Origin of the sequence: Nonomuraea sp. NPDC001831 (genome assembly GCF_042892035.1) — a bacterium.
Classification (GTDB): domain Bacteria; phylum Actinomycetota; class Actinomycetes; order Streptosporangiales; family Streptosporangiaceae; genus Nonomuraea.
Window position 1 is genome coordinate 154135 of the sequence record NZ_JBIATU010000015.1, and the last position, 24580, is coordinate 178714.

Here is a 24580-nt window from a genome sequence, read left to right on the forward strand (position 1 = left end):
CTGCGTCAGGGGAAGAGCGCCGGACGCGGCCCGCAAGTGTGAGTTCTCCCGGTTCGGCATGATCCTGCTAGCCTGATCGCCGTTTCTGCCGGAGGGCGGGAGCCGAGACGATCGTGTGCCCCGGCCGCGGCGAGCCGCTCGGCCCACGCCGCCATGGAGTCTGGGGGCCGACTGACGATGAGCGCGGAAGAGGATTTCCGGCAGGTCGGCGCCGAGCTGGCCGACCTGGGGGTGCAGATCTCCAGGATGATGGGGCGTCCGGCGCTCAAGGATCAGGCGGGCAAGGTGTTCGCCAGCCTGCAGCGTGACGGCGCGATGGTGTTCCGGCTGGTCAGGGACACCGCTGAGCACGCGGCCGCGCTGGAGCTGGCCGGGGCGTGCCTGTTCGATCCCTCGGGCACGGGCAGGGTGGTCAAGGACTGGGTGGTCGTGCCGCACTCCTCGGCCGAGAAGTGGACGGATCTGGCCGAGGCCGCCCTCAGCCGGCCCCGCTGACCGGCGCCTCGCAGGCCCGAAGCGCTACCGGGCGCCGCCGCGGGTCAACCTCGCCGCGGCGCCCCGGAGCACCCGGGGGGCCAGCCGGCGATGGATCGCCGACAGGGGCGGCCACACGACGCGCCCGAGGCCCCGGTCATAGCGCAGGAGCGTGGTCAGCGACACCCGCCCGTCCGCCGCACGTACGACGAGGTCGGCGGTCAGGAACCAGGACGCGGCCGCCAGCCGGATCCAGTCGTCGCCACGCGCGGTGATCCGCCATCCGGCCACGGTGGCGGGCGATCGGCCGCGGGCGAGCCGGAGCCCCAGGAGGCCCCGCCAGATGAACCGTTCCCCCGCGCTGGGCACGTCGCCGAACATCGCCCGCGCCCACCGCTCCGCCGTCGCCCCGGCGAGGGAGTTCCCGGCGAGGGCGAAGTGGTCGGCGTAGTCGATGACGGGCAAGGAGCTCAGCGCGCGGACCGACGGCGGGATGCGGCCCGTCCCGACGGCGGACTCCAGGACGCCCGCGTCGCGCTCCAGCCAGGCGCGCTCCAGCCGCCGGACGAAGGCCGGCAGGACGATGATCCGGCGGAACGGCGTGATGGCGGCCAGGTAGCACCGTCCCAGCAGGCCGTTGGGGCGCACGAGGACGGCCATGCGCAGCTCGTGCCCGCCGCCGGCGGCCGGCGCCCACGCCAGGTGCATCACCGCGTGAACCGTGCGGTTCGCCAGCTCCAGCGCGCATTCGTCGTCCAGCGCGTAGACCGGGGAGAAGGGCGCCAGGCCGGCGTCGGAGCCGCGCGGAACCCGGGGCAGGTCGGCGGGCAGGCGGTCGCGCAACGACGGGACGCGCCGTCCGACGCCCGCCGACGCCCTGTCCCAGCCGAACAGGGCGCCCAGCTTCCAGCGCACCGCGAGCAGCAGCCGCACCGGCAGGGGGCCGTCGCCGGCGTCGCGCAGCGCGGCGAGCACGGCGGAGAAGTCCTCCTGTCCGGCGCCGGGGGTGCGGATCGCCCAGACGTCCTCCAGCTCGAAACCTCCGGCGATGTCGTGGATGCGCCAGGGCCGGCCGGTGTGGACGGCGTTCGCCAGCCTCATGATCCCTCCAGATCTATACGCTGCCGTATATACTGAGGTTAACCACGGTTATACGGTGGCGTATAGATGTATTCCGAGTGAGGTGGCACACACGGTGGGCGCGGTCCGCACGACACGTGAGGAGTGGATCGAGGAGGGGTTGCGGGCGCTGGCCGCCGGCGGCCCCGACGCGGTGCGCGTGGAGGCGCTGGCCAAGCGGCTCGGCGTCACCAAGGGCGGGTTCTACGGGTACTTCGCCGACCGGGAGGCGCTGCTCCAGGCGATGCTGGACACCTGGGAGCGGGAGAGCACCGACGAGGTGATCGAGCGCGTCGAACGCGAGGGCGGCGACCCGCGGACCAAGATCAGGCGCGCGGGCGTGCTGACGTTCTCCGGCGACCGCCTGCTGCCCATCGACCTCGCCGTCCGCGACTGGGCCAGGCGCGACGAGGCGGTCGCCGCACGCCTGCGGCGGGTGGACAACCGGCGCATGGCGCTGCTGCGCGAGATGATCGGCAGCTTCTGCTCCGACCCCGACGAGGTCGAGGCCCGCAGCCTCCTCGCCTTCTGCGCGGCGATCGGCGCACACTTCCTGGCCGCCGACCACGGCGGCCGCACCCGGGCCCAGGTGATCACCCGGGCGGCCGCCCTGCTGCTCGACAAGGCGGAAGACCAGCCGGCTCGCGAACGTGCGCCCGGCCCCGGCGAACAGGCCGCGTCGCCGCGCACCTCGTGACGTGCGGGCCAGAATGGCCCATATGACGACGATGCCCGAGAAGCGGGTCGCGGATTCGCCCGAGAGCGACGCCTACGACGCGATCGCCGAAGGTTACACGGCCGAGAACGAGAGCAACCTGCTGAACGCGTACTACGAGCGGCCCGCGATGCTGCAGCTCGCCGGGGACGTGACCGGCCGGCGCGTCCTCGACGCCGGCTGCGGCTCGGGCGCCCTGTTCGCCGAGCTGCGGGATCGCGGCGCCGTCGTGACCGGGGTCGACGCGAGCGCCGGGATGCTGGAGATGGCCCGCCGGAGACTGGGCGCCGAGGCGGACCTGCGGGTCGCCGACCTGGCCGACCCGCTGCCCTTCCCCGACGACGCGTTCGACGACGTCGTCGCGTCGCTGGTGCTGCACTACCTGAAGGACTGGGGGCCGGCGCTGGCCGAGCTGCGCCGCGTGCTGCGGCCCGGCGGCCGGCTCCTCGTCTCGGTCGAGCACCCCTTCGCCATCACCCTCACCCAGCACATGGCCGGGGAGAAGCCCGGCTACTTCGGGATCCGCAACCGGGTCGAGGAATGGACCATGGGCGGGCGGACCAGCCGGCTCACCTTCTGGGACCGGCCGCTGCACGCGATGACCGAAGCCTTCACCGCGGCGGGCTTCCGCATCGGCGTCATCAGCGAACCGCCGTACGCGCCGGAGGCCCGCGAGCTGTTCCCCGAGGAGCTCCGCGAGATCCCCGGCCCGAGGTTCCTGGGCTTCCTGTTCTTCGTCCTGGAAGCCGGCTGAGGCGCCCGGCGTCAGGACGTCACACGCAGCTCGCGGGGGCCGTGGAAGCAGGCGCTTGACTTACGGGGGCGGGCGTCGGTTACTGGACATGACATCGGAGAGTGCGGGTGCGTCAGGCGGGAAGTCGATGAGCGCCGTCCGGGGCAGGCGAGTGGAAGGAACACCGTCATGACGGCGATCCCAGATCAGGACATGTCCGGCACGTTGCCCGAGTTCCCCGGCATCCGGGCGGCGGCGTGCCCGTTCGACCCGCCGCCCGCCCTGCAGGCGCTGCGGCAGGACGCGCCGCTGACCCGGGCACGGCTGCGCGACGGCGGCACCGTGTGGCTGGTCACCGGCTACGCCGAGCAGAAGGCGGTGCTGAGCCATCCGCAGGTCAGCTCCGACGTCACCCGGCCCGGCTACCCGCTGCCGGTCCTGGCGCCCAACCGGCCCGACAGCGCGATCAGCTTCATCCTCATGGACGACCCCGAACACCACCGGCTGCGCCGCATGGTGCAGGGGGCGTTCACCGTCAAGCGGGTCGAGACCATGCGCCCGGCCGTCCAGCGCATCGTCGACGGCCTCATCGACGACCTGCTGGCCGGGCCGAGGCCGGTGGACCTGGTGGAGGCGTTCGCGCTGCCGGTGCCGTCGCTGGTGATCTGCGAGCTGCTCGGCGTCCCGTACGCCGACCACGGCTTCTTCCAGGACAACAGCCAGATCATCGTCAAGCGGGACGTCTCGGTCGAGGACCGGACGGCCGCGGGCGGGCGTCTGCGGCAGTACCTGGACGGGCTCGTCGGCGACAAGCTCGCCCGCCCCGGCGACGACCTGCTGTCCCAGGTGGCCGCCCGGGTCACGGCGGGCGAGCTGACCAGGCAGGAGGCGGCCCAGATGGGCGTGCTGCTGCTCGTGGCCGGCCACGAGACCACCGCCAACATGATCGCGCTCGGCACCCTCGCGCTGCTCCGCCATCCCGACCAGCTCGCCCTGGTACGCGGGAGCGACGACCCCGCGCTGATCGCGGGCGCGGTGGAGGAGCTGCTGCGCTACCTGAACATCACGCACGGCGGACGCCGCCGGGTGGCCAAGGAGGACATCGAGGTCGGCGGCCAGGTCATCCGCGCGGGCGAGGGCATCATCGTGGCCAACGACATCGGCAACCGCGACCCCGAGATCTTCCCCGCCCCGGACGAACTGGACGTGCGCCGCGACGCCCGCCGGCACGTGGCCTTCGGCTTCGGCGTGCACCAGTGCCTGGGCCAGCCCCTGGCCCGGCTGGAGCTGCAGGTCGTCTACGGCACCCTCTACCGGCGCATCCCCACCCTGGCCCTGGCCACCGAGTTCGAGAAGATCCCCTTCAAGCACGACGGCCAGGTGTACGGGGTGTACGAACTCCCCGTGACCTGGTGACCGCGCAGGCTCGACGATCACGACCGGCGCGTCATGGCGATACTGACCTGCCTTCCGGCCGTGCCCGCCCCGCCGCGATCAACGGTGCCGGCCGCCCGTGAGAGGATTCCCCGCAAGACGGGTGAACCTGGACGGAAAGGCAGCGATGTTCGCGATCTCCCTGGGCGACGACGGCGCGGAGCTGCGTCCGCTGGAGCCCTGGCGGGCCGAGGAGTTCCTGAGCCACATGGACCGCGGGCGCGAGTTCATCGGCCGGTTCATCTCCCTGCCCGACCTCGTCACCGACCTGGAGTCCGCCAGGTCGGTGCTGCAGTCGTACGCGGACAAGGCCGCGGCCGACACCGGGCGCATCTACGGCATCTGGACCGGCGGCAGGCTGGTCGGCGGCGTGCTGTTCCGGACGATGGACGTCCGGCAGGGCACCGCCGAGGCGGGCTGCTGGCTGGAGCCGTCGGCGGCGGGCAAGGGCCTGGTGACCAGGGCCATCCGCGTGATCGTCGACTGGGCCGTCGAGGAACGCGGCATCCACCGCGTGGAGTGGCAGGCCGCGGCGGGCAACACCGCCAGCATCGCCGTGGCCCGGCGGCTCGGGATGAGCAAGGACGGCGTCCTGCGCGAGAGCTACCCCCACCGGGGCGTGCGGCACGACGTCGAGGTCTGGTCCGTGCTCGCCCCGGAGTGGCGGGCCGGCCGCCGTACGGGCTGAACCGCTTGCGCGGCTATCCGGCCTCGTCCAGTCGCCTGAAGTCCGGCACGAAGTAGCGGTCGATGATCGTGGCGGGATCCTCGGGGGAGACGGCCATGTCCCGGGTGTAGGCGGTCAGGAAGTCGGCGAGGTCGCGCTCGCAGGTGATGCCCATGAAGCGTCCTTGAGGAGTGGGGGTGGCTGCCGTCCCGATCCTCGCCGCCCGCGCCCGCCGTCGTCGTCGTACGGCCGGAGACGGTCGGCGCTGCTCCCGCCGTCGTACGCTCCCGTGCGGCTACGGCGCCGGGAGCACACGAGCGCCCGTCAGGGCCGGGCCGTGACGTCGTTCACGGGGCTGCGCGGCGCCTGCCCGGTCAGGACCCGGACGGCCTCCTCCGCGGCGAACCGCCGCACCGTCTCCACCGCCTGCTCGGAGTAGTAGGCGGCGTGCGGGGTGACGATGACGCCCGGCAGCGTGAACAGCGGGTTGTCCGGACGCCAGTCGCGCTGCTTGGCCGGCTCCTCCTCCAGGTCGTCCAGGGCCGCGCCGGCGATCCAGCCCTCGGTGAGCGCCTGGTAGAGCGCCTCGTCCTGGACGATCGGGCCGCGCGCGGTGTTGACGAGCACCGCGCCCGGCTTCATCCTGCGCAGCGTCGCGCGGTCGAAGGCGTGGTGCGTCCCGGGGGTGAGCGGCGCCTGGATCACCAGGTGGTCGGCGCCCGCCACGAGCTCGTCGAACGACACCGGCCGCACGTGGTGCGCCAGGATCTCGGAGTCGTCCATGAAGGGGTCGTGCGCCCAGACCTCGACGCCGAAGGGCCGCGCGCGGGCGGCGATGAGCTGGGCGATGACCCCGAAGGACAGCAGCCCGAAGACCCGCCCCCGCAGCCGCTGGATCGGCTCGCCGGTCTGCCATCGCCACACGCCCCGCCGGGTGGCGCGGTCGTACTCGCAGATCTTGCGGGCGGCGGCCAGCCAGAGCGCGACGGCGTGGTCGGCGACCTCCTCGGCGCACCACTCGTTCGGCGCGTTGGTGACCTGGATGCCGCGCCTGGTCGCGGCCTCGACGTCGACGATGTCCACGCCCGTGCCGTAGCGGGCGATCACCCGGCAGCGGGTGAGGGCCTCGACGGCGCGGGAGCCGATCCGGGCGTACTGGGTCAGGACGCCGTCGGCGTCCCGGCCCTTCTCGATCACCTCGTCCTCGCTCTTGCACTGCTCGGCGAGCAGCTCGAATCCGGCGGCCTCGACGATCGCGCGTTCGATGTCCACGTCGCCGAAGTCGGAGTCGGCGATCATGATGGTGCCTCTGGCGTCAGTGCGAGTCACGGGGAATCCCCTTGGTGTGTACGAGGTCCTGGTACGACAGGGCCAGCTCCAGGCATCCCCCGCCGTCGAGCTGCCCGACCGTGGCACGGTAGATCTCCTGCCACGGCGTCTGGTTCTCCAGCGGCGGCGGCGTGTGGCGGGCCCACCGCGCGGCGATCTCCTCCTCCGTCAGCAGCACGTCGACGCGCGCGTTGTCCACGTCGACGCGGACGAGGTCGCCGGTGCGCAGGATGGCCAGGTTGCCCCCGGCGGCGGCCTCGGGGCTGGCGTTGAGGATGGACGGCGCGTCGGAGGTACCGCTCTGGCGGCCGTCGCCGAGCGTGGGCAGCGTGGTGACGCCCAGCCGCAGCAGCGCCGACGGCACCTCCATGTTCACCACCTCGGCCGACCCGGGGTAGCCGATCGGCCCGGTGTAGCGGATGACGAGGATGCAGCCCTCGTCCACGCCGAGCTCCGGATCCTGGATGCGGGCGTGGTAGTCCTCGGGCCCCTCGAAGACGATCGCGCGGTAGTCGCGGGCCGTGCGGAACTCCGCGCCGAGGACCGAGGTCTTCATGACGGCCGAGTCGAACAGGTTGCCCGTCATGATGAGCAGCCCGCCGCGCGCGGCGACCGGGTCGTCGTAGGGGCGGATGACCTCCGGGTCGCCGGGCGGGGCGTCGGCCAGGTTCTCGGCCACGGTACGGCCGGAGACGGTCAGGGCCTCGCCGTGCAGCCGCCCGGCCGCCAGCAGCGTCCGCATGACGGCGGGCACGCCGCCCGCGCGGTAGAAGTCCTCGCCCAGGAACTCCCCGGCGGGGGCGACGTCGGCCAGCACCGGGACGTCGGCTCCGACGCGCTGCCAGTCGTGGATCGTCAGCGGCACCCCGGCGTGCCGGGCGATGGCGTTGACGTGGATGGGCACGTTGGTGGAGGCGCCGATGGCCGAGGCGACGACGATCGCGTTCTCGAACGCCCGCATGGTCATGATCTTGCGCGGGGTGAGGTCCTCGCGTACCAGCTGCACCGCCCGCAGGCCCGTGTCGTAGGCCATCTGGGCACGGCGGCGGTAGGGCGCGGGGATCGCCGCGCAGCACGGCAGCGACATGCCGAGCGCCTCGGCCAGGCTGTTCATCGACAGGGCGGTGCCCATGGTGTTGCAGTGGCCGATGCTGGGCGCGGAGGCGGCCACGCGCGCCATGAACTCGTCGTAGTCGATCTCGCCGGTGGCCAGCAGCCGCTTCGACTGCCAGATCACCAGCCCCGACCCCGACGCGGCCATGCGCCTGCCCTGGTGGTAGCCGTTGAGCATCGGCCCGCCGGACAGGACGATCGCCGGGATGTTGACCGTCGCCGCCGCGGCCAGGCACGCGGGCGTGGTCTTGTCGCAGCCCGTCGTCAGGACGACCCCGTCGAGCGGATATCCGTAGAGCACCTCGACCAGCCCGAGGTAGGCGAGGTTGCGGTCGAGGGCGGCGGTCGGGCGTTTGCCGGTCTCCTGCAGCGGATGGACGGGGAACTCCAGCGGGATGCCGCCGCCGTCGCGGACGCCGTCCCTGACCCGGTCGGCCAGGGCGAGGTGGTGGCGGTTGCAGGGCACGAGGTCGCTGCCCGTCTGGGCGATGCCGATGATCGGCCGGCCGGACTGGAGCTCCTTCGGGGTCAGCCCGAAGTTGAGGAAACGTTCGAGGTAGAGGGCGGTCATCTCCGGATTCCCGGCATTGTCCCACCAGGCCTGGCTGCGCAGGCCGCCGCTCTCGGGATGCCCGGTCGGGCGCATCAGCTCGCTCCTCACTCGCGCGGGCCGCCGGCCGGGTGGTGTCGTGGCGCACCTCGGACGGGCGATGACTGGCCTACCCCGGCACCGCCACCGCGCAAACGCCTCAGATCATCGCCGCCATCACCTGCTCGACGCTGCTGACCTCGGGAAACTCGATGAGGCACCACGTCGCGCCGGCGTCCTCGTACGGGCCGGGATGCACCCCCGGCGGGACGCCGACCGCGACCTCGAAGCCCTCCAGCCCGCCCCGGTGCTCGGCGACGACGGCCAGCATGTCCCGCAGCCCGGCCGGGGTGGTCTCGGGACAGAGCCCGTCGAAGAGGGCGGCGCGGCGGAGCGGCGCCCGCCGGACCGACTGGGCGGCCACCCAGACGGGGATCCGCGGCCGCTGCACGGGCTGCGGCTGGAACGCCAGGTCGTCGACGCGGTAGTGGCGGCCCCGGTGGCGGACGGGCAGGCCGGTCCACAGCCGGCAGATGACGTCGAGGCCCTCGTCGAGCATCTCCGCCCGGACGCGCGGGTCGCCGGTCTCCCCCAGCCTGCTCAGCTCCCCGCCGTCGTCCGCGCCCAGCCCGACGCCGAGCACCATCCGCCCGCCGCTGAGCTGGTCGAGGGCGGCGGCCTGCCTGGCCACCTCGTACGGCCTGCGCCGCGACAGCGGCGTGACCCGGGTGCCGATCCGGATGCGCTCGGTGGCGGCGGCGATCGCGGCCAGCGCGATCCAGGCGTCGCAGACGGGCAGCCCGGGGCTCAGCGGGCGCACGACGTGGTCCCACAGGAAGACGCCGTCGAACCCGGCGTCCTCGGCGCGGGCGGCCAGGTCGGCGAGCACCCGCGGATCGGCCAGCTCCCCGAACGGCGGCAGATACAGCGCGCGGCGCATCACAGCAGGCCCTTCAGGTGCGGCGCGGTACGGCTGCGCGGGCTGGCGGCGACCTGCGCCGGGGTGCCCGCGGCCACCACCGTGCCCCCGGCCGAGCCGCCTCCCGGCCCGAGGTCGATGACGTGGTCGGCGGTCGCCACCACCCGCATGTCGTGCTCGGCGACCACGACCGTGCCGCCGCCGCCGACCAGGTCGTGCAGCCGGTCCATGAGCACGTCGGTGTCGTGCGGGTGCAGGCCGGTGGACGGCTCGTCGAGCAGGTAGATCGTGGACTCGGCGCGACGGCCCTGCAGCTCGGCGGAGAGCTTGATGCGCTGGGCCTCGCCGCCCGACAGCTCGGTGGCGGGCTGCCCGAGCCGCAGGTAGCCGAGCCCCACCTCGTGCAGCGTCTCCAGCGGGCGGCGTACCGCGGGGACGTCGCCGAAGAAGCCGGCGGCCTCGTCGACCGTCATCTCCAGGATCTGGGCGATCGTGCGGTCGCGGTAGGTCACCCGCAGCGTGTCGGGGTTGTAGCGGGCGCCGCCGCAGTCGGGGCAGGGCGCGTACGTCGTGGGCAGGAACAGCAGCTCGACGGCGACGTAGCCCTCGCCCTGGCAGGTCTCGCAGCGTCCGCCGGGCACGTTGAAGGAGAACCGAGCCGGGCCGTAGCCGTGGGAACGCGCGCCGTCGGTGGCGGCGAACAGCTTGCGCACCGTGTCGAACAGCCCGGTGTAGGTGGCCAGGTTGGAGCGCGGGGTGCGGCCGATGGGCTGCTGGTTGACCCAGACCACCCGGCGCTCTCCGGCCGCGGCCTCGGCGACGGCTGCCAGCAGGCTGCTCTTGCCCGCTCCCGACACGCCGGTGACGGCGGTGAACACGCCCAGCGGCACGTCGACGTCCACGCCCCGCAGGTTGTTGCGGGTGAGCCCGCGCAGCTCCAGCCGGCCCGCCGGCCGGTGCGCCGGTCGTTCCGGCACGACGGAGTGGAACAGGTAGCGGCGGGTCACCGACCCGGCGACCTCCCGCAGCCCGGGGACCGGCCCGCTGTACAGGACGCACCCGCCGTCGCCGCCCGCGCCGGGGCCGACGTCCACCACCCAGTCGGCCTGGCGCACGACGTCCATGTCGTGCTCGACCAGGCAGACGGTGTTGCCGGTGTCGCGCAGGCGGCGCAGCAGGTCCGACAGCGCGGCGGAGTCGGCGGGGTGCAGGCCGGCGGAGGGCTCGTCCAGCACGTACACGACGCCGAACAGCCCGGCGCGCAGCTGGGTGGCCAGCCGGATGCGCTGCAGCTCGCCGCTGGACAGGGTCGGCGCGGGCCGGGCCACGCTCAGGTAGCCCAGCCCCAGCTCGTCCAGCACCTCGATGCGGTCGAGGATGTCGCGGGTGAGCGCCCCCGCCGGTCCTGGTTCGTCCCGGTGCGGGCGGAGCACGCCGGCCAGTTCGCCCATCGGCATCGCGGCCAGTTCGACGACGGTGCGGCCCGCGTACGTGACCGCCAGCGCCTCGGGACGCAGCCGCCGGCCGCCGCAGAGCGGGCAGGTGCGGTCGGTCATGAAGCGTTCGGCCCGCAGGCGGCTCTTCTCGCTGGCCGAGGACGCGTACGCCTTGAGCACCAGCCGCCGGGCGCTGGCGTACTTGCCCTGGTAGGGGCGGTGGATCCGGCCCGCCTCGCGTACGGGATGGACGGTGACCACCGGCTCCTCGTCGGTGAACAGGATCCATTCCCGCTGCTCGCGCGGCAGGCTGCGCCAGGGCGCGTGGATGTCGTAGCCGAGCGTCGCCAGGATGTCGCGCTGGTTCTTGCCCTGCCAGGCGCCCGGCCACGACGCGATCGCGCCCTCTGCGATGCTCAGCGACGGGTCGGGCACCAGCGACTCCTCGGTGACCTCGTGCAACACCCCCTGCCCCTGACATTCCGGGCAGGCGCCGGCGACGGTGTTGGGCGAGAACGCGTCGGAGTCCAGGCGCGGCGCGCCCGCCGGATAGGCGCCGGCGCGGGACATCAGCATGCGCAGCGAGTTGGAGACCCGGCTCAGCGTGCCGACCGTGGACCGCGCGGACGGCGTGGCACGCCGCTGGCCGAGCGCGACCGCGGGCGGCAGGCCGGTGATGTCGTCGACGTCGGGCATCGGCAGCTGCTGCAGCAGCCGACGCGCGTAGGGCGCCACCGACTCCAGGTACCGGTGCTGCGACTCGGCGAAGATCGTGCCGAACGCCAGCGACGACTTGCCCGACCCGGAGACCCCCGTGAACGCCACGAGCGCGTCGCGCGGGATCGCCACGTCGACGTCCCGCAGGTTGTGCACCCGCGCGCCGCGCACCCGGATGCCGCTGACCACCTCATCTTCCACTCTGCGCAATCTACCCATCGCCCGCCGCGCGACCGCCGCGCGACCGCCGGGCGGGATCGGGCGGCTACCGGGGCGGGATCAGGCCGCCCGCAGCGGGCGCAGCGCCGTGCCCCACGCGAGGACCTGGTCGAGGACGGCGTTCAGCCGGTCCTCGTGGGCGGCGGCGGGCCGGAAGCCGTCGGCGAAGTCGGTGGCGATCGACAGGCCGACCTGGTTGGACACGGTGGCCACGCTGAGCAGGCCCAGCACGTGCCGCAGGTGGGCGATGGCCCGGGGCGCGCCGTCCACGCCGTAGCCGACGAACCCGGCCGCCTTGTTGGTCCACTCGGCGTACAGGAAGTCGAGAGCGTTCTTGAGCGCGCCCGGGTAGGAGTTGTTGTACTCCGGGGTCACGATCACGAACGCGTCCAGCTCCGACACCGTGGCCGACCAGCGCCTGGTGTGCTCGTGCTGGTAGTTGCCCATGGCGGGGTGCTCGGGCTCGTCCAGGTTGCCCAGGTCGTAGTCCTTCAGGTCGATGAGCCGGTACTCGGCGTCGCCCCGCTTGGCCGCCAGATCGCGCACCCAGTGGGCCACCGCCTCGCCGTTGCGGCCAGGACGGGTGCTGCCGAGGATGATCCCTACCTTGAGCATGTGCCTCTCCCTCAGTTCGGTTACGGAAACCAACCGTAGGAAGAACGGCTGAGATACTGAATGCGCTGCTGTCCACCATTTATACGCGAGCGTCTCAGCCCTTAGACTCAATCCTCATGGACGTGCTGAGTGACGTGATGGCCTTCATGCGGTGCGGGCGCCCCACCTCCTCCCGCATCTCCTGGCGGGCGCCGTGGGGGGTGGCGTTCCGCTCGGTGGCGGGGTCGGCGGGTTTCCACGTGGTGCTGCGCGGGTCGTGCTGGCTGATCCCGCCCGACGGCGAGCCCGTCCCGCTCAGCGTCGGCGACGTGGTGTTCCTGCCGCACGGCGACGACTTCGGGCTGGCCGACGATCCCGCCCGGCCCCTGGTCGAGTCCGACTGCGAGCCGCACTCGGAGTTGTTCGCCTCGGCCGGCTTCGGCGGCACGGGGGCCGAGACGGTGGTGCTGTCCTGCGGCTACCGGCTCGAACTCGACCGGACCCACCCGATCCTGGGCTCGCTGCCCGGCGTGATCCACCTGCCTGCGACGCTCGGCAGCCGTCCGGAGCTGCGGGCCGCCGTCGAGCTGCTGGCCGCCGAGATCGACGGCCCGCGGCCCGGCACCGACACCGTCGTGTCGTCCCTGCTCGACATGTTGCAGCTGTACGTCCTGCGCGCCTACTTCGAGACCCAGGACGAGCCCTGCACGGTCTCCGGCTGGGCCGCCGCGCTGGCCGACCCCGTCGTCGGCCGCGCGCTCGACGCCATCCACCGCGACCCGGCCCGCCGCTGGACCGTCGAGTCGCTCGGCGCGCACGCGGGCATGTCCCGGGCCGGCTTCGCCCGCCGCTTCACCGGCCTGGTGGGGCAGCCGCCGCTGGCGTACCTGACGTGGTGGCGGCTGATGAGCGCGGCCCGCCTGCTGCGCGAGTCCGACGCGCCGGTGGCGCGGGTGGCCGAGCAGGTGGGGTACGGGTCGGAGTTCGCCTTCGGCAACGCCTTCAAGCGCGAGTTCGGCGTCGCCCCCGGCCGCTACCGCCGCTCGGCGGCCTGATCCCTCCGGCCGTCACCGCCGGTCGGCGGCCTGATCCCCCTGCCCGTCACCGCCGGTCGGCGGCCTGATCCCACGGGCCGGCCGGGTCGGGGCCCCATCGTTCCTGGGCGTACTGGCGGCGGACGCCGGCCGACTCGCCGATCCGGGTCCAGGAGCGGCCGTCCTTGCGGGCCGCGCGCACGGCGGCGTCCAGGTGGCCCTGGGCCCGGCGCACGGCCTCGGCGGCCTGCCGGACGGCGACCAGGCTCGGCGGGTCGAGGTGCGTCTCCCACTCCGCGCGGATCGCGACCGCCACGTCGTCGGGGGCGGCGCCGGACAGCAGGCATTCGCTCAGCGCGTAGATGCGCCGGGCCGCGAAGTCGTGGCGCACCTGGGCCACGCGTTCCCACAGCGGCCCCTGCCATCCGCAGGCGCAGTGGCCGCGCCAGCCGATCGCGGTGCGGCCGTCCACCACGTCGCCGCGGCCGAAGCCGATGCGGCCGTCGGAGCCGATCGGGTGCACCCTCGCCCCGCCGTCGGCCGGGCCGGTGGAGACCCGCCCGTCGGGGAAGACGGCGGCATCCCAGCCTTCGTGGCGTCCGTCGTCGCCCTCCCACCACTTCATGACACGCCCCCTCCAGAGATCGTCCGGATCAGCTGGCGCCTCCATGGTGGCAGGCGGCACCGGCCCTTGCGAGGGCCCGCGGATTACGGTGTCACGCTGGGGGGATATCGGCCCGGCGGTGGGGCGCCGACTGGATCGGTCCACACGCTGACCAGGTCGTGCCTTCCGCCGGGGCGCCTCGTCCGGCCAGCCTGGGTGGCGTGATCAGCGCCCTCGTCGTCATCGACGTCCAGAACTCCTTCCTGCAGCTTCCCGACTGGCGGCACACCTCCAGGCCGGACATCGTCCCGCAGGTCAACCGCCTGGCCGCGGCCGCCAGGCAGGCCGGGGACGCGGTCGTGTGGGTGCTCGGGTCGCGGCCCGGCTCGGGCACGGTCTTCGATCCGGCCCGCGGGTTCGTCCAGCTGATGGACGGCCTTGAGCCCCTTCCGGACGAGCCCGTCCTCACCAAATCGGCGCACAACGCCTTCACCACCACCAACCTCCACCAGTTCCTCACCCGGCGCGGCGTCAGGCGGCTGACCGTCTGCGGCATCCGGACCGAGCAGTGCTGCGAGACCACCGCGCGCCTCGCCTCCGACCTGGGCTTCGAGGTCGACTTCGCCATCGACGCCACCGCCACCACGCCGCTCCCCCACCGCGACGCGCCCGACGACGTCCCCTTCGACGAGCTCGTACGGGACCCGCGCACGCTCGGCGTGGACGACATCCTCGCCCGTACCGAATACGCTCTTTCGGGTCGTTTCGCCACGATCAGGACCGTGGACGAGCTCACCGGGAACTGAGGAGGCGCCGGTCATGTCCCGAGTCGTCTTCCTGCTCATCCCGCGGGTGCACCTGCTCGACGTGGCCGGGCCCGCCCAGGTCTTCTCCACCGCCGCCGACCTCGGCCGGCCGTACACCATCGACTACGTCGCCGAGGAGCGCGAGGTGGCCAGCGTGCAGGGGCTGACGCTGCACGCGCGGACCTCGTGGCCGTCGCTGACGCCCGACGACCTGATCGTCGTGCCGGGCTGGCGGGGGCCGGCCCGGCCGGCGAGCGGCGAGACGTTGCGCCGGCTGCGCGAACACCACGCGTCGGGCGGCACGGTGGCCGGCGTGTGCGCGGGGGCCGACGCGCTCGGCCGGGCGGGGCTGCTCGACGGCCGCCGGTGCACCACCCACCACACCGTCCAGGACGAGCTGGCCCGCCTCTACCCGCGGGCGAGCGTCGCCAGGGACGCCCTGTACGTCGAGGACGACCGGATCGTCACCTCGGCGGGCGTGGCCGGGGGCATCGACGTGGCGCTGCATCTGGTGACCACCCGGCACGGGCCGTACGCGGCGGGGCAGGTGGCCCGCGCGATGCTCGTGCACGCCCACCGCGACGGCACGGCCGAGCAGGTCAGCCCGCTGCTGCGACGGCGTTCGCACGTGGACGAGACGGTCCACCGCATCCAGGACCTGATCGAGACCCGGTTCACCGAGCGGCTGCCGCTGAGCCTGCTGGCCGGTGCCGCGGGATGCAGCGAGCGCACGGTGACCCGGCTGTTCCGGCGGGCGACCGGGCTCACCCCGCTGGCCTACCAGACCGCGCTGCGGCTGGAGCGGGCCGAACACCTGCTCGGCCGCGGCGCGACCGCCGAGGTCGCCGCGCGCGAGGTGGGCTTCGCCGACGCCCGGATGCTGCGCCGGTTGCGCACCCGCGCGGCGGCCTCCTGACCGTCGGCGCGACGGCTTCCTGGCCGTCGGCGCAGTGGCCTCCTGAGCGTGGGCGCAGTGGCCTCCTGACCGTCGGCGCGGCGGCGTCCTGACCGTCGAGGTGGCGGCGTCCCGAGGATGGGCGCGGGCGGTCAGAGCGAGGTGGTGCGGTAGCGGGAGCGGAACTCCGCCAGCAGCTCGTCGGTGACCTGCGCGCCCGCGGCGACGGCCGCGTGCACCTCGCGGAAGTACCCCTCGTAGCCCGAGGGCGTGTAGAGGCACAGCGCGCGCACGGTGCCGTCGCCGGCGTTCCTGAAGCCGTGCGGGGTGCCGCGCGTGGCCGCCAGCAGGTGGCCGGGGCCCGCCGTCACCTCGCCCGCGCCGTCGTGCAGGGTCAGCTCGCCGTCCAGGACGTAGAAGTACTCGTCGTGGCCGTGGTGGACGTGCGGGCGCGCCCCGACGACGCCCGGGTCCAGCGTGAACTCCTCGAACGCGAACCGGTCCCCCGTGTGCTCCCCGGTCAGCCGGAAGAAGTGCCGGACCCCGGCGACGTTGATGAGCTCCCCCTCGGCGGGACGCCGGAGCAGGGGACGCGGTTCCGGGCTCTCTTCGGCGATCATGCCGGGCATTCTGCCACCCGGAGACACGCCGCCCGCAAGGAGGATAATCCGGACCATGGGAAAGACCTACGACCGGATCGACGGCCGGTTGCGCACGTTCATCGAGTCACAACCCATCTTCTTCACGGCGACCGCGCCCCTGGCCGGCGACGGCACGGTCAACCTCTCGCCCAAGGGCCTGAAGGGCTCGTTCGCCGTCCTGGACGACCACACCGTGGCCTACCTCGACTTCGCCGGCAGCAACGCCGAGACCATCGCCCACCTGCGCGAGAACGGCCGCGTCACGCTGATGTGGTGCGCCTTCGACGGCCCGCCGAACATCGTGCGCGTGCACGGCCACGGCGAGCCGGTCTTCCGCGACGACCCCCGCTGGACCGGGCTGCTGCGGCACTTCCCGGACATCGACCCGGCCCCGCACGGCCTGCGCGCGATCATCGTCGTGACCGCCCGGCTGATCCGCGACACCTGCGGGTACGCCGTCCCGTTCATGACCTACGACGCCGACCGCCCGCTGCACGGCTCCCGCTTCGCCCGCGAGGACGACGAGTCTCTCGACGCGTACTTCCACAAGAAGGAGCACGTGGCGACCAGCATCGACGGCCTGCCCGGGCTGCCGCTCCCGCTGCCCCCGCTGCCCCCGCTCCCCCGCGAAGGCTGACCGGACGGGCCGGCCTCACAGGACGGCGAGGGCCTTGGCGATGTTCCACTCGGCCAGGTCCAGCATCCAGCGCCGGCCGGGGAAGTCGGTGTCGGCGATGCGCAGCGGGCCCTCGATCAGCGAGAGCACCTGCGCGTACCGGTAGAGCTCCAGCCGGTGGGGGTCGAGGGCGGGCGGGCGCAGCGCCGGGTAGGCGTCCTCGAAGCGCATGCGCAGCCAGGCGTGCTCCCACTCGGCGTCGAAGTAGGTCAGGCCCTCGAAGTCGATCATGACGGGTTCGCCCGCGGGCGTGACGAGCACGTGGTCCGGCCCGAGTTCGCCGTGCACCAGCCCGTACCGTTCGCGGGGGGCGACCGCGTCGCGCAGGCGGCGTACGTGGGCGGCGATCCGGTCGTGCGCCCGGCCCATCCGGGCGTCGCGGGCGGCGAGATGGGCGAGCGCGCGGTCCAGGACGACGTCCTCGGCGGGCCGGGACGGCCGGGCCCGGCCGTCGGCCAGACGGGCGAGCTTGCCGTAGGACGGGCCGAGGGTGGCGTGCATGCGGCGCAGGGCGTCGCCGAGTGCGGCCAGCGGCCGGACGGCGGCGGCCGGGTCGCGTTCCGTCAGGGCCTCCAGCGTCGTGGCGCCCGCGTCCTCGACCAGGGCGAGGGCGGCGCCGAGCCGGCGGCCGCCGGGGTCGAGCGCCAGCAGCCGGGGCACCCGCACGTCCGCCGCGGTCAGGGCCGCGTGGCCGGCGGCGAACAGGTCGGCTCCCGACGCGTCGGTGAAGGGGTCGTCCTCGACCGCCGGGGACGGCGGCCAGTAGTTCTCGGCCTCCGCCCAGACGTAGAGGATCACGCTGGTCGCGTCGTCCAGCCGGAGCCGGTAGACGCCCTTCTTGCTGCCGCCGGTCAGCCGGTCGAGGGCGGCCGGCCGCCGGTCGGCGCCGAACTCCTCGGCGACCAGGTCGCGCACGTCGTCGGGCCGCAGGAACGTTCGATTCATGATCGTTTTCTATCACTGAGGAGGGCCGGCGCCGCGCCACCGTCACGGGTTCGTGAAAACATCTGATCGGCAGGTCAGGTCGTGCAGGAAGGTTGTCCCCGATGCCGCCCGCGTTCACCGCAGAGGAGAAGGCCCGCATCACCGCCCTGTTGCTGGCGAACGGCGAGAAGCTGTTCACCGGTCAGGGGCTGCGCAAGACCTCCCTGGAGGAGCTGATGGCCCCCACGGGGGTGGCCAAGAGCAGCTTCTACGTCTTCTTCGACTCCAAGGAGGCGCTGTACCTGGAGCTGATGCTGCGCCAGACCGGCGAGGTGCGGCGGCGGGTCATCGACGGCGCGCTGATGAGCTCCGGCGACCCGCGCGAGGCGCTGCGCCGGTTCCTGCACGCCACCGTCGAGGAGTTGTCGGTCAACCCCCTGTGGCGCCGCCTGATGACCCATCCGGAGGAGATGCAGGCGGTGGCCCGCAAGCTCGACCCCGAACGGGTCGCCGCGATGTCCGGCAGCCCGGCCGCCGCCCTCACCGAGTACGTCACCGCCCGCCGGGCCGCGGGCGAGCTGGTCGACGCCGACCCCGCCGTCATCAACGGCGTGCTGCAGTGCGTGCTGCTGGTGCCGATGTTCGCCGAGCGGCTCGGCGACCCGGCCCTGCACCCCAGGATCATCGACCTGCTCATCGACGTCGTCGCCTCGGGGCTGGCCCGTCCCGGCGGATGACCTCCCTGCGGACGGCCTCCCGGGGGTGGAGATAACTACAGGGAGAGTCGAGAGTCAGCCCCAATGGCGGGCGCCGCGCGATCGGCGAGGCTCCTGGTCATGGCAAACACCGCAACCACGGCAATCCCCCACCTGGCCGGCGGCCGGCGAAAATACGCCTGGCTGGCGGCGGGGATCGTGCTCGCACTGTTCGGCACGAACAGCGAATGGTCGATCCCGCCGGCCGGATGGCTGTTCCCCATCGCCCTCATGCGCTTCACCCGGAGCTCGGGCGGCCCGGCCGGGCTCGCGGCCGTCGGCCTGTCGGCCGCCGCGACGACGGTGGTCTTCGTCGCGGCGGCGGGCTCGCTCGCCGTCCTGCCGATCCTGCTCGGCTGCCTGCTGCTCAGCCTGGTGCTGAGCCTTCCGCTGCTGGCCGACCGGCTGCTCGTCCGGCGGCTCGGCCCGGTCGCCGGCACGCTGGTCTTCCCGGCCGCCCGGGTGACGGCCGAGTTCCTGATCGCCACGGTCAGCCCGCTGGGCACGATCTTCGGGCCGCTGGGGGCGACGCAGTCGGCGAACCTGCCGCTGCTCCAGACGGCGTCCGTCACCGGCGTCTACGGGATCAGCTTCCTGATGGCCTGGGCCGCGCCGGTGGTCAACCTCGCGCTGGAACGCCGGATGGCCTGGCCGTCGATCCGGGGCGTCACGCTGACGTACGTCGCGGTGCTCGTCCCGGTGCTGCTCGGCGGCGGCCTGCGGCTGGCGGCCGCGCCGTCCGCACCGGAGCTGGTGCGCGTCGCCGGGATCAGCGCCTCGCTCGCCGCCGAGCGGCGCATGCGGCAGATCGACGACTTCCACAGCCCGCAGGTCCTGCCCGCGCAGAAGCCGACGCTGCGCAGGGCGTTCGCGGTGATCGACGACGACCTGTTCGCCCGCACCCGGATCGAGGCCGACGGCGGCGCGAAGATCGTGGCGTGGGCGGAGACCGCCGCGGTCGTGCTCGGCGAGGACTACCCCGGCTTCCTGCGCAGGGCCCAGGACCTGGCCAGGGAGAAGGGCGTCTATCTCGACATGGGGGTGGCCGTCGTCCTCGACGGGGAGCCGCGCTCGCGCGACCTGGCCGTGCTGGTGACCCCCGAGGGGCGGGTGGCGTCGGTCTTCGACAAGGCGCACCCGGTGCCCGGCATGGAGAGCCTGCGGCCGGGCGACGGGGTCGTGCCGGTGACCGGCACGCCGTACGGGAGGCTGGCCCACGTCATCTGCTTCGACGCCGACTTCCCCGCGACGCTGCGCACCCGCGCCGACGTCATGGTCGTGCCGGCCAACGACTGGAAGGGCATCGAGCGCATGCACGCGGCGAACGCGGTGTTCCGGGCCGTGGAGAACGGCTACAGCCTCGTCCGGCCGGCCGCCAACGGCCTGGCGATCACCGTCGACCCCTACGGCACCCCTCTGGCCAGGGCGAACTACTTCGGCACGGCCCGGCAGAGCATGGTCGTCTCCGTCCCGACCCGCGGCGTCTGGACGCTGTACGGCCTGGTCGGCGACCTGTTCGCCGGGCTGTGCGCCGCCGCCCTGGCCGGGCTGACCGGGCTCGCCGTGCTCCGGCGGGCCGCGTACCGGGGCTGACCATGGGATTTCCGGAGGAAGGTGCGATGATGCCACGGGCGCGGAACGGGAAGACGCGGACGACGGGGAGACGAGGGGTGAAGGCGAGACTCACGACGCCGGTGCGGGCGCTGGCCATGATCGGGCTGTCGGTGGCCGGCGTGCTCGCGGCCGTCCTGGTCGTGCTCAGCGCGGTGCCGGCGGTGGCCGGCGTGGGCCGGGGGGCGTTCCGGCAGGCGGTGTCACTGCAGCGCGCGGTCGCCGACGCGGCCCGGCGGCTGGCGGGCCGGCTCGGCGTGCGCGTCGAGCGTCCCTACGGTCCCGGCACGGACGCGTCCGCGCTGCTGAAGGACCCGGCGACCTGGCGGGACGTGCTCTGGGGCGTCCTCGACCCGCTCATGGGCACGTGGGCGTCCGCGCTGGCGCTGGGCATGCCGCTCTACGGCCTGTACGGCGTGGCGGTGCAGCCGTTCGTGTGGCGGGCCAACCTGCGGGCCGGCGGCGCGAACGCCTACGGCGTCATCCACGTCACCTCGACGGCCGCCGCGCTGGCGGCGATCCCGGTCGGGCTGGCGCTGATCGCGCTCGGCCTCTACATCGGCCCCCCGCTGCTGCGCCTGCGCGCCCGGTGGGCCGGCGCGCTGCTCGGCCCGTCGCGCAGGGCCGCGCTGGAGCAGCGGGTCGAGACGCTGGTGGAGACGCGCGCCGACAGCGTCGACACCCAGGCCGCCGAGCTGCGCAGGATCGAGCGCGACCTGCACGACGGCGCGCAGGCCCGGCTGGTCGCCCTGGGCATGGGGCTGGGCCACGCCGAGCGGCTGTTCGACGTGGACCCGGAGGCGGCTCGCGCCCTGCTGGCCACGGCCCGCGAGTCCTCCTCCAAGGCCCTGGACGAGCTGCGCGACCTGGTACGCGGCGTGCATCCGCCGGTCCTGGCCGACCGCGGCCTCGCCGACGCGATCCGGGCCCTGGCCCTGGACTGCCTGCTCGACGTCGAGGTCACCACCGACCTGGCCGGACGGCCCGCGCCGCCGGTGGAGTCGGCCGTCTACTTCGCCGTCAACGAGCTGCTCGCCAACACCAGCAAGCACGCCGGGGCGGCGACGGTCCAGATCACGCTCGCCCACCGGCACGGGATCCTGAGCTGCGACGTCGTGGACGACGGCGGCGGCGGCGTCGATCCGGCCGACGGCACCGGGCTGCGCGGCATCCAGAGCCGGCTGGCCGTCTTCGACGGGACGATCGCCGTCGACAGTCCGCCCGGCGGGCCCACCCGGGTGCGTCTGGAGGTGCCGTGCGCGATCAGGTCCGAGTAGTCGTCGCCGAGGACCTGTTCCTCATCCGGGACGCGCTGGTCCGCATGCTGACCGAGCACGGCTTCACGGTCGTGGCCGCCGTCGACAACGGGCCGTCGCTGCGCAGGGCGCTGGCCGAGGAGCGGCCGGACGTGGCGGTCGTCGACGTGCGGCTGCCGCCGTCGTTCACCGACGAGGGGCTGCAGGCCGCGATCCAGGCGCGCCGCGACCGGCCCGGCTTCCCGGTGCTGGTGCTGTCGCAGTACGTGGAGCAGCTGTACGCCCGCGAGCTGCTGGCCGACGGCGCGGGGGCGGTCGGCTACCTGCTGAAGGACAGGGTGGCCAACACCGGGCAGTTCATCGACGCGGTCACCTCGGTGAGCCGGGGCGGCACGGCGATGGACGCGCAGGTCATCGCCAAGCTGCTGACCCGCGGCGACGCGCGCGGCCGCACCGGCGAGCTGAGCCCGCGCGAGCGGGAGGTGCTGAGCCTGATCGCCGCCGGGCGGTCCAACACGGCGATCGCGCACCAGCTCGTGATCTCCGCCAGCGCGGTCAACAAGCACATCTCCAGCATCTTCGGCAAGCTCCGGCTGCCCGAGTCCGAGGACGACAACCGCCGGGTGCTGGCCGTCCTGGCCTATCTCAACCGCTGACCGGGCCGCGGCGGGCGTAGTCGCCGATGGCGGGCCGCAGCAGGTCGTAGGCCTGCCGCGCGGTGCGGGCGAGGGCCGCGAAGATCTGCTCGGACTCCTCCCCCGCGAGGACCCGGCGCTGGGCCTCGTCGAACAGCAGTCGCTCCACCGCGGCCAGCGCGGCGGCCACCAGGCGGGGCGTGACGCCGCTGTCGCCGGTCTCCTCGGCCAGGAGGTCGGCGAGTTTGGTCTCGGCCTGGTCGTGCAGCTGGCGCAGGCGGGCCCGCAGCACCGGCGTGTCGCGTACCATCCGCTGCCAGTCGGCGCCCGCGTCGGGGATCGCGCCGTCGCGGCGGCTCAGGCGTTCGTCGTAGTCGCGGTGGGCGGCCTCCAGGGCCGACTCGCCGGGCTCCCGCCGCGACACGGCCCTGGCCAGGCCGTCGACCACCTCCTCGTGCCGGTCGAGGATGAGGTCCTCCTTCAGCGGGAAGTGGTTGGTGACGGTCATCTTGGCCACGCCGGCGGCGGCCGCGACGTCGGCGATGGTGACGTCGTCGTAGCCGCGCTCCAGGAACAGGCCGGTCGCGACGTCGGAGATGAGCTGCCGGGTCTGGTGTTTCTGGCGCTCCCGCAAACCCTTGGATCGTTCGGTCACGAGCTCTGCCCTTTCCGCGCGTTCATTAGGTTTGACCTAGCGATTAGGTCGGACCTAGTGTTTGGAGTCGTCCTAGTCAATCGATCCTAAGGGTGTTCGATGACCACCACCTCTGCGGCCGGGGCCGCACGCGACCGGCTCGATCCGCACCTGCTGCGCATGGGGATCGTGCTGATCGCGGCCCCGATCCTGGCCACGATCGACGCCACCGCCGTGGGCATCGCGGCCGACGCAATGGCGGCGCACTTCCGCACGTCGCTGACCGACGTGCAGTGGGTGGCGGCCGGCTACCTGCTCGCGATCGCGGTGGTCATGCCCCTGTCGGGCTGGCTGAGCCGGCGGTTCGGGGCCAAGCGCACGTGGATGGCCGCCGTGGCGGTCTTCACCGCCGGTTCGGCCCTGTGCGGCCTGGCCTGGTCGCTGCCGGCCCTCATCGCGTTCCGGCTCGTGCAGGCGGTCGGCGGCGGGCTGATGAACCCCGTCGGCCAGACGATCCTGGCCCAGGCGGCCGGGCCGTCCCGGATCGGCCGGGCCATGAGCGTGCTGACGATCCCCGTCATGTTCGCCCCGGTGCTCGGGCCGATCGTGGGCGGGCTGGTCGTCCAGCAACTCGACTGGCGCTGGATCTTCTACCTCAACCTGCCCGTCTGCCTGCTCGTCCTGCCGGCGGCCGCCCGCGTCCTGGCCCGGGACGAGGTCGCGGACGAGCCCGGCGGCGCGCCCAGGCTCGACCTCCTCGGCCTGGCCCTGCTCTCCCCCGGCCTGGCGGCGGTGGTCTACGGGCTGACCATGGTCGGCGGGCGCGACGGGGCATGGACGCCGGCCGCGCTGGTCGGCGCGGGGCTGGCGCTGATCGCCGGGTACCTCGTGCACGCGCTGCGCACCCGCCGTCAGCCGCTGATCGACGTACGCCTGTTCGCCAAGGGCCGGTTCACCGCGGCCTGCGTGGCGCTGTTCCTGCTCGGGGCCTCGCTCTACAGCTCCATGATCCTGCTGCCGCTGTTCTTCCAGCACGACCGGCACGCCGACACGCTCTCGACGGGCCTCCTGCTCACCCCGCAGGCGCTCGGGGCCGCCGTCGGCTCGTTCGCCGCCGGGCGGCTGGCCGACCGACACGGCCCGCGCGCCGTCGTGACCGGCGGGCTCGTGCTCTCGCTGGCCGGGCTGCTCGCCTTCACCCAGGCCCCCGCCCGTCCGGACACCTGGCTGCTGACCCTCTGCCTGGTCCTGTACGGCCTGGGCATCGGCGGCGTCTCCGCGCCCACCATGGCCGCGGCGTACGCCTCGGTCGACCGGCAGCAGACGCCGGGCGCCGCCGGCGCGCTGAACGTCGTCAACCGGCTCGGCGGCTCGCTGGGCACCGCCGTCCTCACGACCGTCCTGGACAGCGGGCTGCGCCAGGGCGGCGGCGCGGCGCACGCCTACGGCACCGCCTTCTGGTGGGCCTTCGGACTGTGCCTGGTCACCCTGGTTCCGGTGACCTTCTTCCGCTCGGCGCGCCGTGATGGTCGGCGAGGCGGGTGAGCAGGTCGACCAGGCGCTCGCGGTCGGCGGGGGGCAGCGGGGCCAGGAACTCGTCCTGGGCGCGGGCCAGCAGGCGGTCGAGCTCGGCCAGCCGGCGGCGGCCCTCCGCCGTGATGGTGACGATGTTGCGGCGGCGGTCCTCCGGGTCGGGCGCGCGTTCGACGAGCGCGCGCCCGGCCAGGTCGTTGACGGTCGCCACCATGTCGCTGCGGTCGATGCCGGTACGCCGGCCGAGCGCCGCCTGGCTCGCCGGGCCGTACTCCTCCAGCGCGGCGAGCAGCGCGTAGTGGTAGCGCCGGACCTGGGCCTGGGCGAACGCCTGGTCCACGATCCGGTTGGCGGTCAGCGCCGCGTGGTTGGTCAGCCTGCTCGGCAGCGCGCGCAGCCGCTCCGGCGGCCTCCCCTCCGGGATGTTCACGAAGCCAATCTAACAAGTCGTTGGCACCACCCACGATCGTCTGTATTGTTGGTCGAACCAACGTTGGTCCGTCCAACTATTGAGTGAG

Annotated in this window: 26 protein-coding genes; 14 read left to right on the top strand and 12 right to left on the bottom strand. The window is 73.6% G+C overall.

What is annotated here, in order from left to right:
- Positions 1 to 177: 177 nt before the first annotated feature.
- On the top strand, positions 178 to 495 hold the full coding sequence (locus ACFYYW_RS37255) for a hypothetical protein (protein ID WP_387656197.1): 318 nt from the start codon (positions 178 to 180) through the stop codon (positions 493 to 495).
- 24 nt (positions 496 to 519) lie between these two features.
- Here ACFYYW_RS37255 and ACFYYW_RS37260 read toward each other — a convergent pair whose 3' ends face one another.
- Positions 520 to 1575: a DUF2867 domain-containing protein gene (locus ACFYYW_RS37260; protein WP_387656199.1), complete on the bottom strand. Its 1056-nt coding sequence runs from the start codon at positions 1573 to 1575 to the stop codon at positions 520 to 522.
- 82 nt (positions 1576 to 1657) lie between these two features.
- Here ACFYYW_RS37260 and ACFYYW_RS37265 point away from each other — a divergent pair, with 82 nt between their 5' ends.
- From ACFYYW_RS37265 to ACFYYW_RS37280, 4 genes are all read left to right on the top strand, one after another.
- The gene (locus ACFYYW_RS37265) at positions 1658 to 2290 is read left to right on the top strand and encodes a TetR/AcrR family transcriptional regulator (RefSeq protein WP_387656202.1); all 633 of its coding nucleotides are present in this window, start codon (positions 1658 to 1660) and stop codon (positions 2288 to 2290) included.
- Positions 2291 to 2303: 13 nt separating this feature from the next.
- Complete coding sequence (locus ACFYYW_RS37270; RefSeq protein WP_387656205.1) at positions 2304 to 3062, top strand: class I SAM-dependent methyltransferase; 759 nt, start codon at positions 2304 to 2306, stop codon at positions 3060 to 3062.
- A 168-nt stretch (positions 3063 to 3230) separates the two neighbouring features.
- Complete coding sequence (locus tag ACFYYW_RS37275) at positions 3231 to 4457, top strand: cytochrome P450 (RefSeq protein ID WP_387656208.1); 1227 nt, start codon at positions 3231 to 3233, stop codon at positions 4455 to 4457.
- Positions 4458 to 4602: 145 nt separating this feature from the next.
- Positions 4603 to 5163, top strand: a complete 561-nt coding sequence (locus ACFYYW_RS37280; RefSeq protein WP_387656211.1) for a GNAT family N-acetyltransferase — start codon at positions 4603 to 4605, stop codon at positions 5161 to 5163.
- Between the two features lie 13 nt (positions 5164 to 5176).
- Here the strand turns inward: ACFYYW_RS37280 and ACFYYW_RS37285 are convergent, their stop codons facing one another.
- The 6 genes from ACFYYW_RS37285 to ACFYYW_RS37310 form a co-directional block, all read right to left on the bottom strand.
- A complete protein-coding gene (locus ACFYYW_RS37285) occupies positions 5177 to 5317 on the bottom strand; it encodes a hypothetical protein (RefSeq protein ID WP_387656214.1) in 141 nt (46 codons plus the stop codon).
- A 149-nt stretch (positions 5318 to 5466) separates the two neighbouring features.
- Positions 5467 to 6471, bottom strand: a complete 1005-nt coding sequence (locus tag ACFYYW_RS37290) for a C-terminal binding protein (RefSeq protein ID WP_387656218.1) — start codon at positions 6469 to 6471, stop codon at positions 5467 to 5469.
- A complete protein-coding gene (locus ACFYYW_RS37295) occupies positions 6458 to 8230 on the bottom strand; it encodes an IlvD/Edd family dehydratase (RefSeq protein WP_387656221.1) in 1773 nt (590 codons plus the stop codon). The genes ACFYYW_RS37290 and ACFYYW_RS37295 overlap by 14 nt, the downstream gene beginning before the upstream one ends.
- 103 nt (positions 8231 to 8333) lie before the next feature.
- The gene (locus tag ACFYYW_RS37300) at positions 8334 to 9113 is read right to left on the bottom strand and encodes an LLM class flavin-dependent oxidoreductase (protein ID WP_387656224.1); all 780 of its coding nucleotides are present in this window, start codon (positions 9111 to 9113) and stop codon (positions 8334 to 8336) included.
- Positions 9113 to 11446 (bottom strand): ATP-binding cassette domain-containing protein, encoded by a 2334-nt coding sequence (locus ACFYYW_RS37305; RefSeq protein ID WP_387656227.1) that lies wholly within the window; start codon positions 11444 to 11446, stop codon positions 9113 to 9115. The genes ACFYYW_RS37300 and ACFYYW_RS37305 overlap by 1 nt, the downstream gene beginning before the upstream one ends.
- 78 nt (positions 11447 to 11524) lie before the next feature.
- Entirely contained in the window at positions 11525 to 12079 is a 555-nt protein-coding gene (locus tag ACFYYW_RS37310) for an NADPH-dependent FMN reductase (protein WP_387656230.1), read from the bottom strand.
- A gap of 116 nt (positions 12080 to 12195) precedes the next feature.
- Here ACFYYW_RS37310 and ACFYYW_RS37315 point away from each other — a divergent pair, with 116 nt between their 5' ends.
- Positions 12196 to 13113, top strand: coding sequence for an AraC family transcriptional regulator (locus tag ACFYYW_RS37315; protein ID WP_387656233.1), 918 nt, complete (start codon positions 12196 to 12198; stop codon positions 13111 to 13113).
- 46 nt (positions 13114 to 13159) lie between these two features.
- On the opposite strand, the gene ACFYYW_RS37320 is transcribed toward ACFYYW_RS37315, so the two are convergent.
- Positions 13160 to 13717 (bottom strand): hypothetical protein, encoded by a 558-nt coding sequence (locus ACFYYW_RS37320; RefSeq protein WP_387656236.1) that lies wholly within the window; start codon positions 13715 to 13717, stop codon positions 13160 to 13162.
- 200 nt (positions 13718 to 13917) lie between these two features.
- Between ACFYYW_RS37320 and ACFYYW_RS37325 the strand changes: the two genes are divergently transcribed.
- Both ACFYYW_RS37325 and ACFYYW_RS37330 read left to right on the top strand, forming a co-directional pair.
- On the top strand, positions 13918 to 14502 hold the full coding sequence (locus ACFYYW_RS37325) for an isochorismatase family protein (protein WP_352326557.1): 585 nt from the start codon (positions 13918 to 13920) through the stop codon (positions 14500 to 14502).
- 13 nt (positions 14503 to 14515) lie between these two features.
- Positions 14516 to 15418 carry a GlxA family transcriptional regulator gene (locus ACFYYW_RS37330; RefSeq protein ID WP_387656239.1) on the top strand — a complete coding sequence of 301 codons (903 nt, stop codon included), beginning with the start codon at positions 14516 to 14518 and terminating at the stop codon, positions 15416 to 15418.
- A gap of 131 nt (positions 15419 to 15549) precedes the next feature.
- On the opposite strand, the gene ACFYYW_RS37335 is transcribed toward ACFYYW_RS37330, so the two are convergent.
- Positions 15550 to 16017 (bottom strand): cupin domain-containing protein, encoded by a 468-nt coding sequence (locus tag ACFYYW_RS37335; RefSeq protein WP_387656242.1) that lies wholly within the window; start codon positions 16015 to 16017, stop codon positions 15550 to 15552.
- A gap of 55 nt (positions 16018 to 16072) precedes the next feature.
- Here ACFYYW_RS37335 and ACFYYW_RS37340 point away from each other — a divergent pair, with 55 nt between their 5' ends.
- The gene (locus ACFYYW_RS37340; protein WP_387656245.1) at positions 16073 to 16675 is read left to right on the top strand and encodes a pyridoxamine 5'-phosphate oxidase family protein; all 603 of its coding nucleotides are present in this window, start codon (positions 16073 to 16075) and stop codon (positions 16673 to 16675) included.
- Positions 16676 to 16690: 15 nt separating this feature from the next.
- Here ACFYYW_RS37340 and ACFYYW_RS37345 read toward each other — a convergent pair whose 3' ends face one another.
- Positions 16691 to 17659 carry a phosphotransferase family protein gene (locus ACFYYW_RS37345; protein WP_387656248.1) on the bottom strand — a complete coding sequence of 323 codons (969 nt, stop codon included), beginning with the start codon at positions 17657 to 17659 and terminating at the stop codon, positions 16691 to 16693.
- A 101-nt stretch (positions 17660 to 17760) separates the two neighbouring features.
- Here ACFYYW_RS37345 and ACFYYW_RS37350 point away from each other — a divergent pair, with 101 nt between their 5' ends.
- The 4 genes from ACFYYW_RS37350 to ACFYYW_RS37365 all read left to right on the top strand — a co-directional run bounded on the left by ACFYYW_RS37350 (position 17761) and on the right by ACFYYW_RS37365 (position 21916).
- Positions 17761 to 18375, top strand: a complete 615-nt coding sequence (locus ACFYYW_RS37350; RefSeq protein WP_387656251.1) for a TetR/AcrR family transcriptional regulator — start codon at positions 17761 to 17763, stop codon at positions 18373 to 18375.
- Positions 18376 to 18474: 99 nt separating this feature from the next.
- A complete protein-coding gene (locus ACFYYW_RS37355; protein ID WP_387656254.1) occupies positions 18475 to 19986 on the top strand; it encodes a nitrilase-related carbon-nitrogen hydrolase in 1512 nt (503 codons plus the stop codon).
- 77 nt (positions 19987 to 20063) lie between these two features.
- A complete protein-coding gene (locus ACFYYW_RS37360) occupies positions 20064 to 21281 on the top strand; it encodes a sensor histidine kinase (RefSeq protein ID WP_387656257.1) in 1218 nt (405 codons plus the stop codon).
- A gap of 44 nt (positions 21282 to 21325) precedes the next feature.
- A complete protein-coding gene (locus tag ACFYYW_RS37365; RefSeq protein ID WP_387656476.1) occupies positions 21326 to 21916 on the top strand; it encodes a LuxR C-terminal-related transcriptional regulator in 591 nt (196 codons plus the stop codon).
- Here ACFYYW_RS37365 and ACFYYW_RS37370 read toward each other — a convergent pair.
- Positions 21906 to 22550 (bottom strand): TetR/AcrR family transcriptional regulator, encoded by a 645-nt coding sequence (locus ACFYYW_RS37370; protein ID WP_387656260.1) that lies wholly within the window; start codon positions 22548 to 22550, stop codon positions 21906 to 21908. The two genes, ACFYYW_RS37365 and ACFYYW_RS37370, sit on opposite strands and share 11 nt — an antisense overlap.
- Before the next feature lie 99 nt (positions 22551 to 22649).
- On the opposite strand from ACFYYW_RS37370, the gene ACFYYW_RS37375 reads away from it, so the two are divergent.
- Positions 22650 to 24074, top strand: coding sequence for an MDR family MFS transporter (locus ACFYYW_RS37375; RefSeq protein ID WP_387656263.1), 1425 nt, complete (start codon positions 22650 to 22652; stop codon positions 24072 to 24074).
- Here ACFYYW_RS37375 and ACFYYW_RS37380 read toward each other — a convergent pair.
- Complete coding sequence (locus ACFYYW_RS37380; protein ID WP_387656266.1) at positions 24013 to 24492, bottom strand: MarR family winged helix-turn-helix transcriptional regulator; 480 nt, start codon at positions 24490 to 24492, stop codon at positions 24013 to 24015. The genes ACFYYW_RS37375 and ACFYYW_RS37380 overlap by 62 nt on opposite strands.
- Positions 24493 to 24580 lie beyond the last annotated feature (88 nt).

Excerpts from the sequence above, each read along its gene's own strand:
- ACFYYW_RS37320 (WP_387656236.1), bottom strand. The coding sequence starts at position 13,717 with ATGAAGTGGTGGGAGGGCGACGACGGACGCCACGAAGGCTGGGATGCC.
- ACFYYW_RS37310 (WP_387656230.1), bottom strand. The coding sequence starts at position 12,079 with ATGCTCAAGGTAGGGATCATCCTCGGCAGCACCCGTCCTGGCCGCAAC.
- ACFYYW_RS37280 (WP_387656211.1), top strand. The coding sequence starts at position 4,603 with ATGTTCGCGATCTCCCTGGGCGACGACGGCGCGGAGCTGCGTCCGCTG.
- ACFYYW_RS37340 (WP_387656245.1), top strand. The coding sequence starts at position 16,073 with ATGGGAAAGACCTACGACCGGATCGACGGCCGGTTGCGCACGTTCATC.
- ACFYYW_RS37295 (WP_387656221.1), bottom strand. The coding sequence starts at position 8,230 with ATGCGCCCGACCGGGCATCCCGAGAGCGGCGGCCTGCGCAGCCAGGCC.
- ACFYYW_RS37355 (WP_387656254.1), top strand. The coding sequence starts at position 18,475 with ATGGCAAACACCGCAACCACGGCAATCCCCCACCTGGCCGGCGGCCGG.
- ACFYYW_RS37330 (WP_387656239.1), top strand. The coding sequence starts at position 14,516 with ATGTCCCGAGTCGTCTTCCTGCTCATCCCGCGGGTGCACCTGCTCGAC.
- ACFYYW_RS37270 (WP_387656205.1), top strand. The coding sequence starts at position 2,304 with ATGGCCCATATGACGACGATGCCCGAGAAGCGGGTCGCGGATTCGCCC.
- ACFYYW_RS37260 (WP_387656199.1), bottom strand. The coding sequence starts at position 1,575 with ATGAGGCTGGCGAACGCCGTCCACACCGGCCGGCCCTGGCGCATCCAC.
- ACFYYW_RS37350 (WP_387656251.1), top strand. The coding sequence starts at position 17,761 with ATGCCGCCCGCGTTCACCGCAGAGGAGAAGGCCCGCATCACCGCCCTG.
- ACFYYW_RS37285 (WP_387656214.1), bottom strand. The coding sequence starts at position 5,317 with ATGGGCATCACCTGCGAGCGCGACCTCGCCGACTTCCTGACCGCCTAC.
- ACFYYW_RS37255 (WP_387656197.1), top strand. The coding sequence starts at position 178 with ATGAGCGCGGAAGAGGATTTCCGGCAGGTCGGCGCCGAGCTGGCCGAC.
- ACFYYW_RS37345 (WP_387656248.1), bottom strand. The coding sequence starts at position 17,659 with ATGAATCGAACGTTCCTGCGGCCCGACGACGTGCGCGACCTGGTCGCC.
- ACFYYW_RS37335 (WP_387656242.1), bottom strand. The coding sequence starts at position 16,017 with ATGATCGCCGAAGAGAGCCCGGAACCGCGTCCCCTGCTCCGGCGTCCC.
- ACFYYW_RS37315 (WP_387656233.1), top strand. The coding sequence starts at position 12,196 with ATGGACGTGCTGAGTGACGTGATGGCCTTCATGCGGTGCGGGCGCCCC.
- ACFYYW_RS37365 (WP_387656476.1), top strand. The coding sequence starts at position 21,326 with ATGCTGACCGAGCACGGCTTCACGGTCGTGGCCGCCGTCGACAACGGG.
- ACFYYW_RS37275 (WP_387656208.1), top strand. The coding sequence starts at position 3,231 with ATGACGGCGATCCCAGATCAGGACATGTCCGGCACGTTGCCCGAGTTC.
- ACFYYW_RS37375 (WP_387656263.1), top strand. The coding sequence starts at position 22,650 with ATGACCACCACCTCTGCGGCCGGGGCCGCACGCGACCGGCTCGATCCG.
- ACFYYW_RS37300 (WP_387656224.1), bottom strand. The coding sequence starts at position 9,113 with ATGCGCCGCGCGCTGTATCTGCCGCCGTTCGGGGAGCTGGCCGATCCG.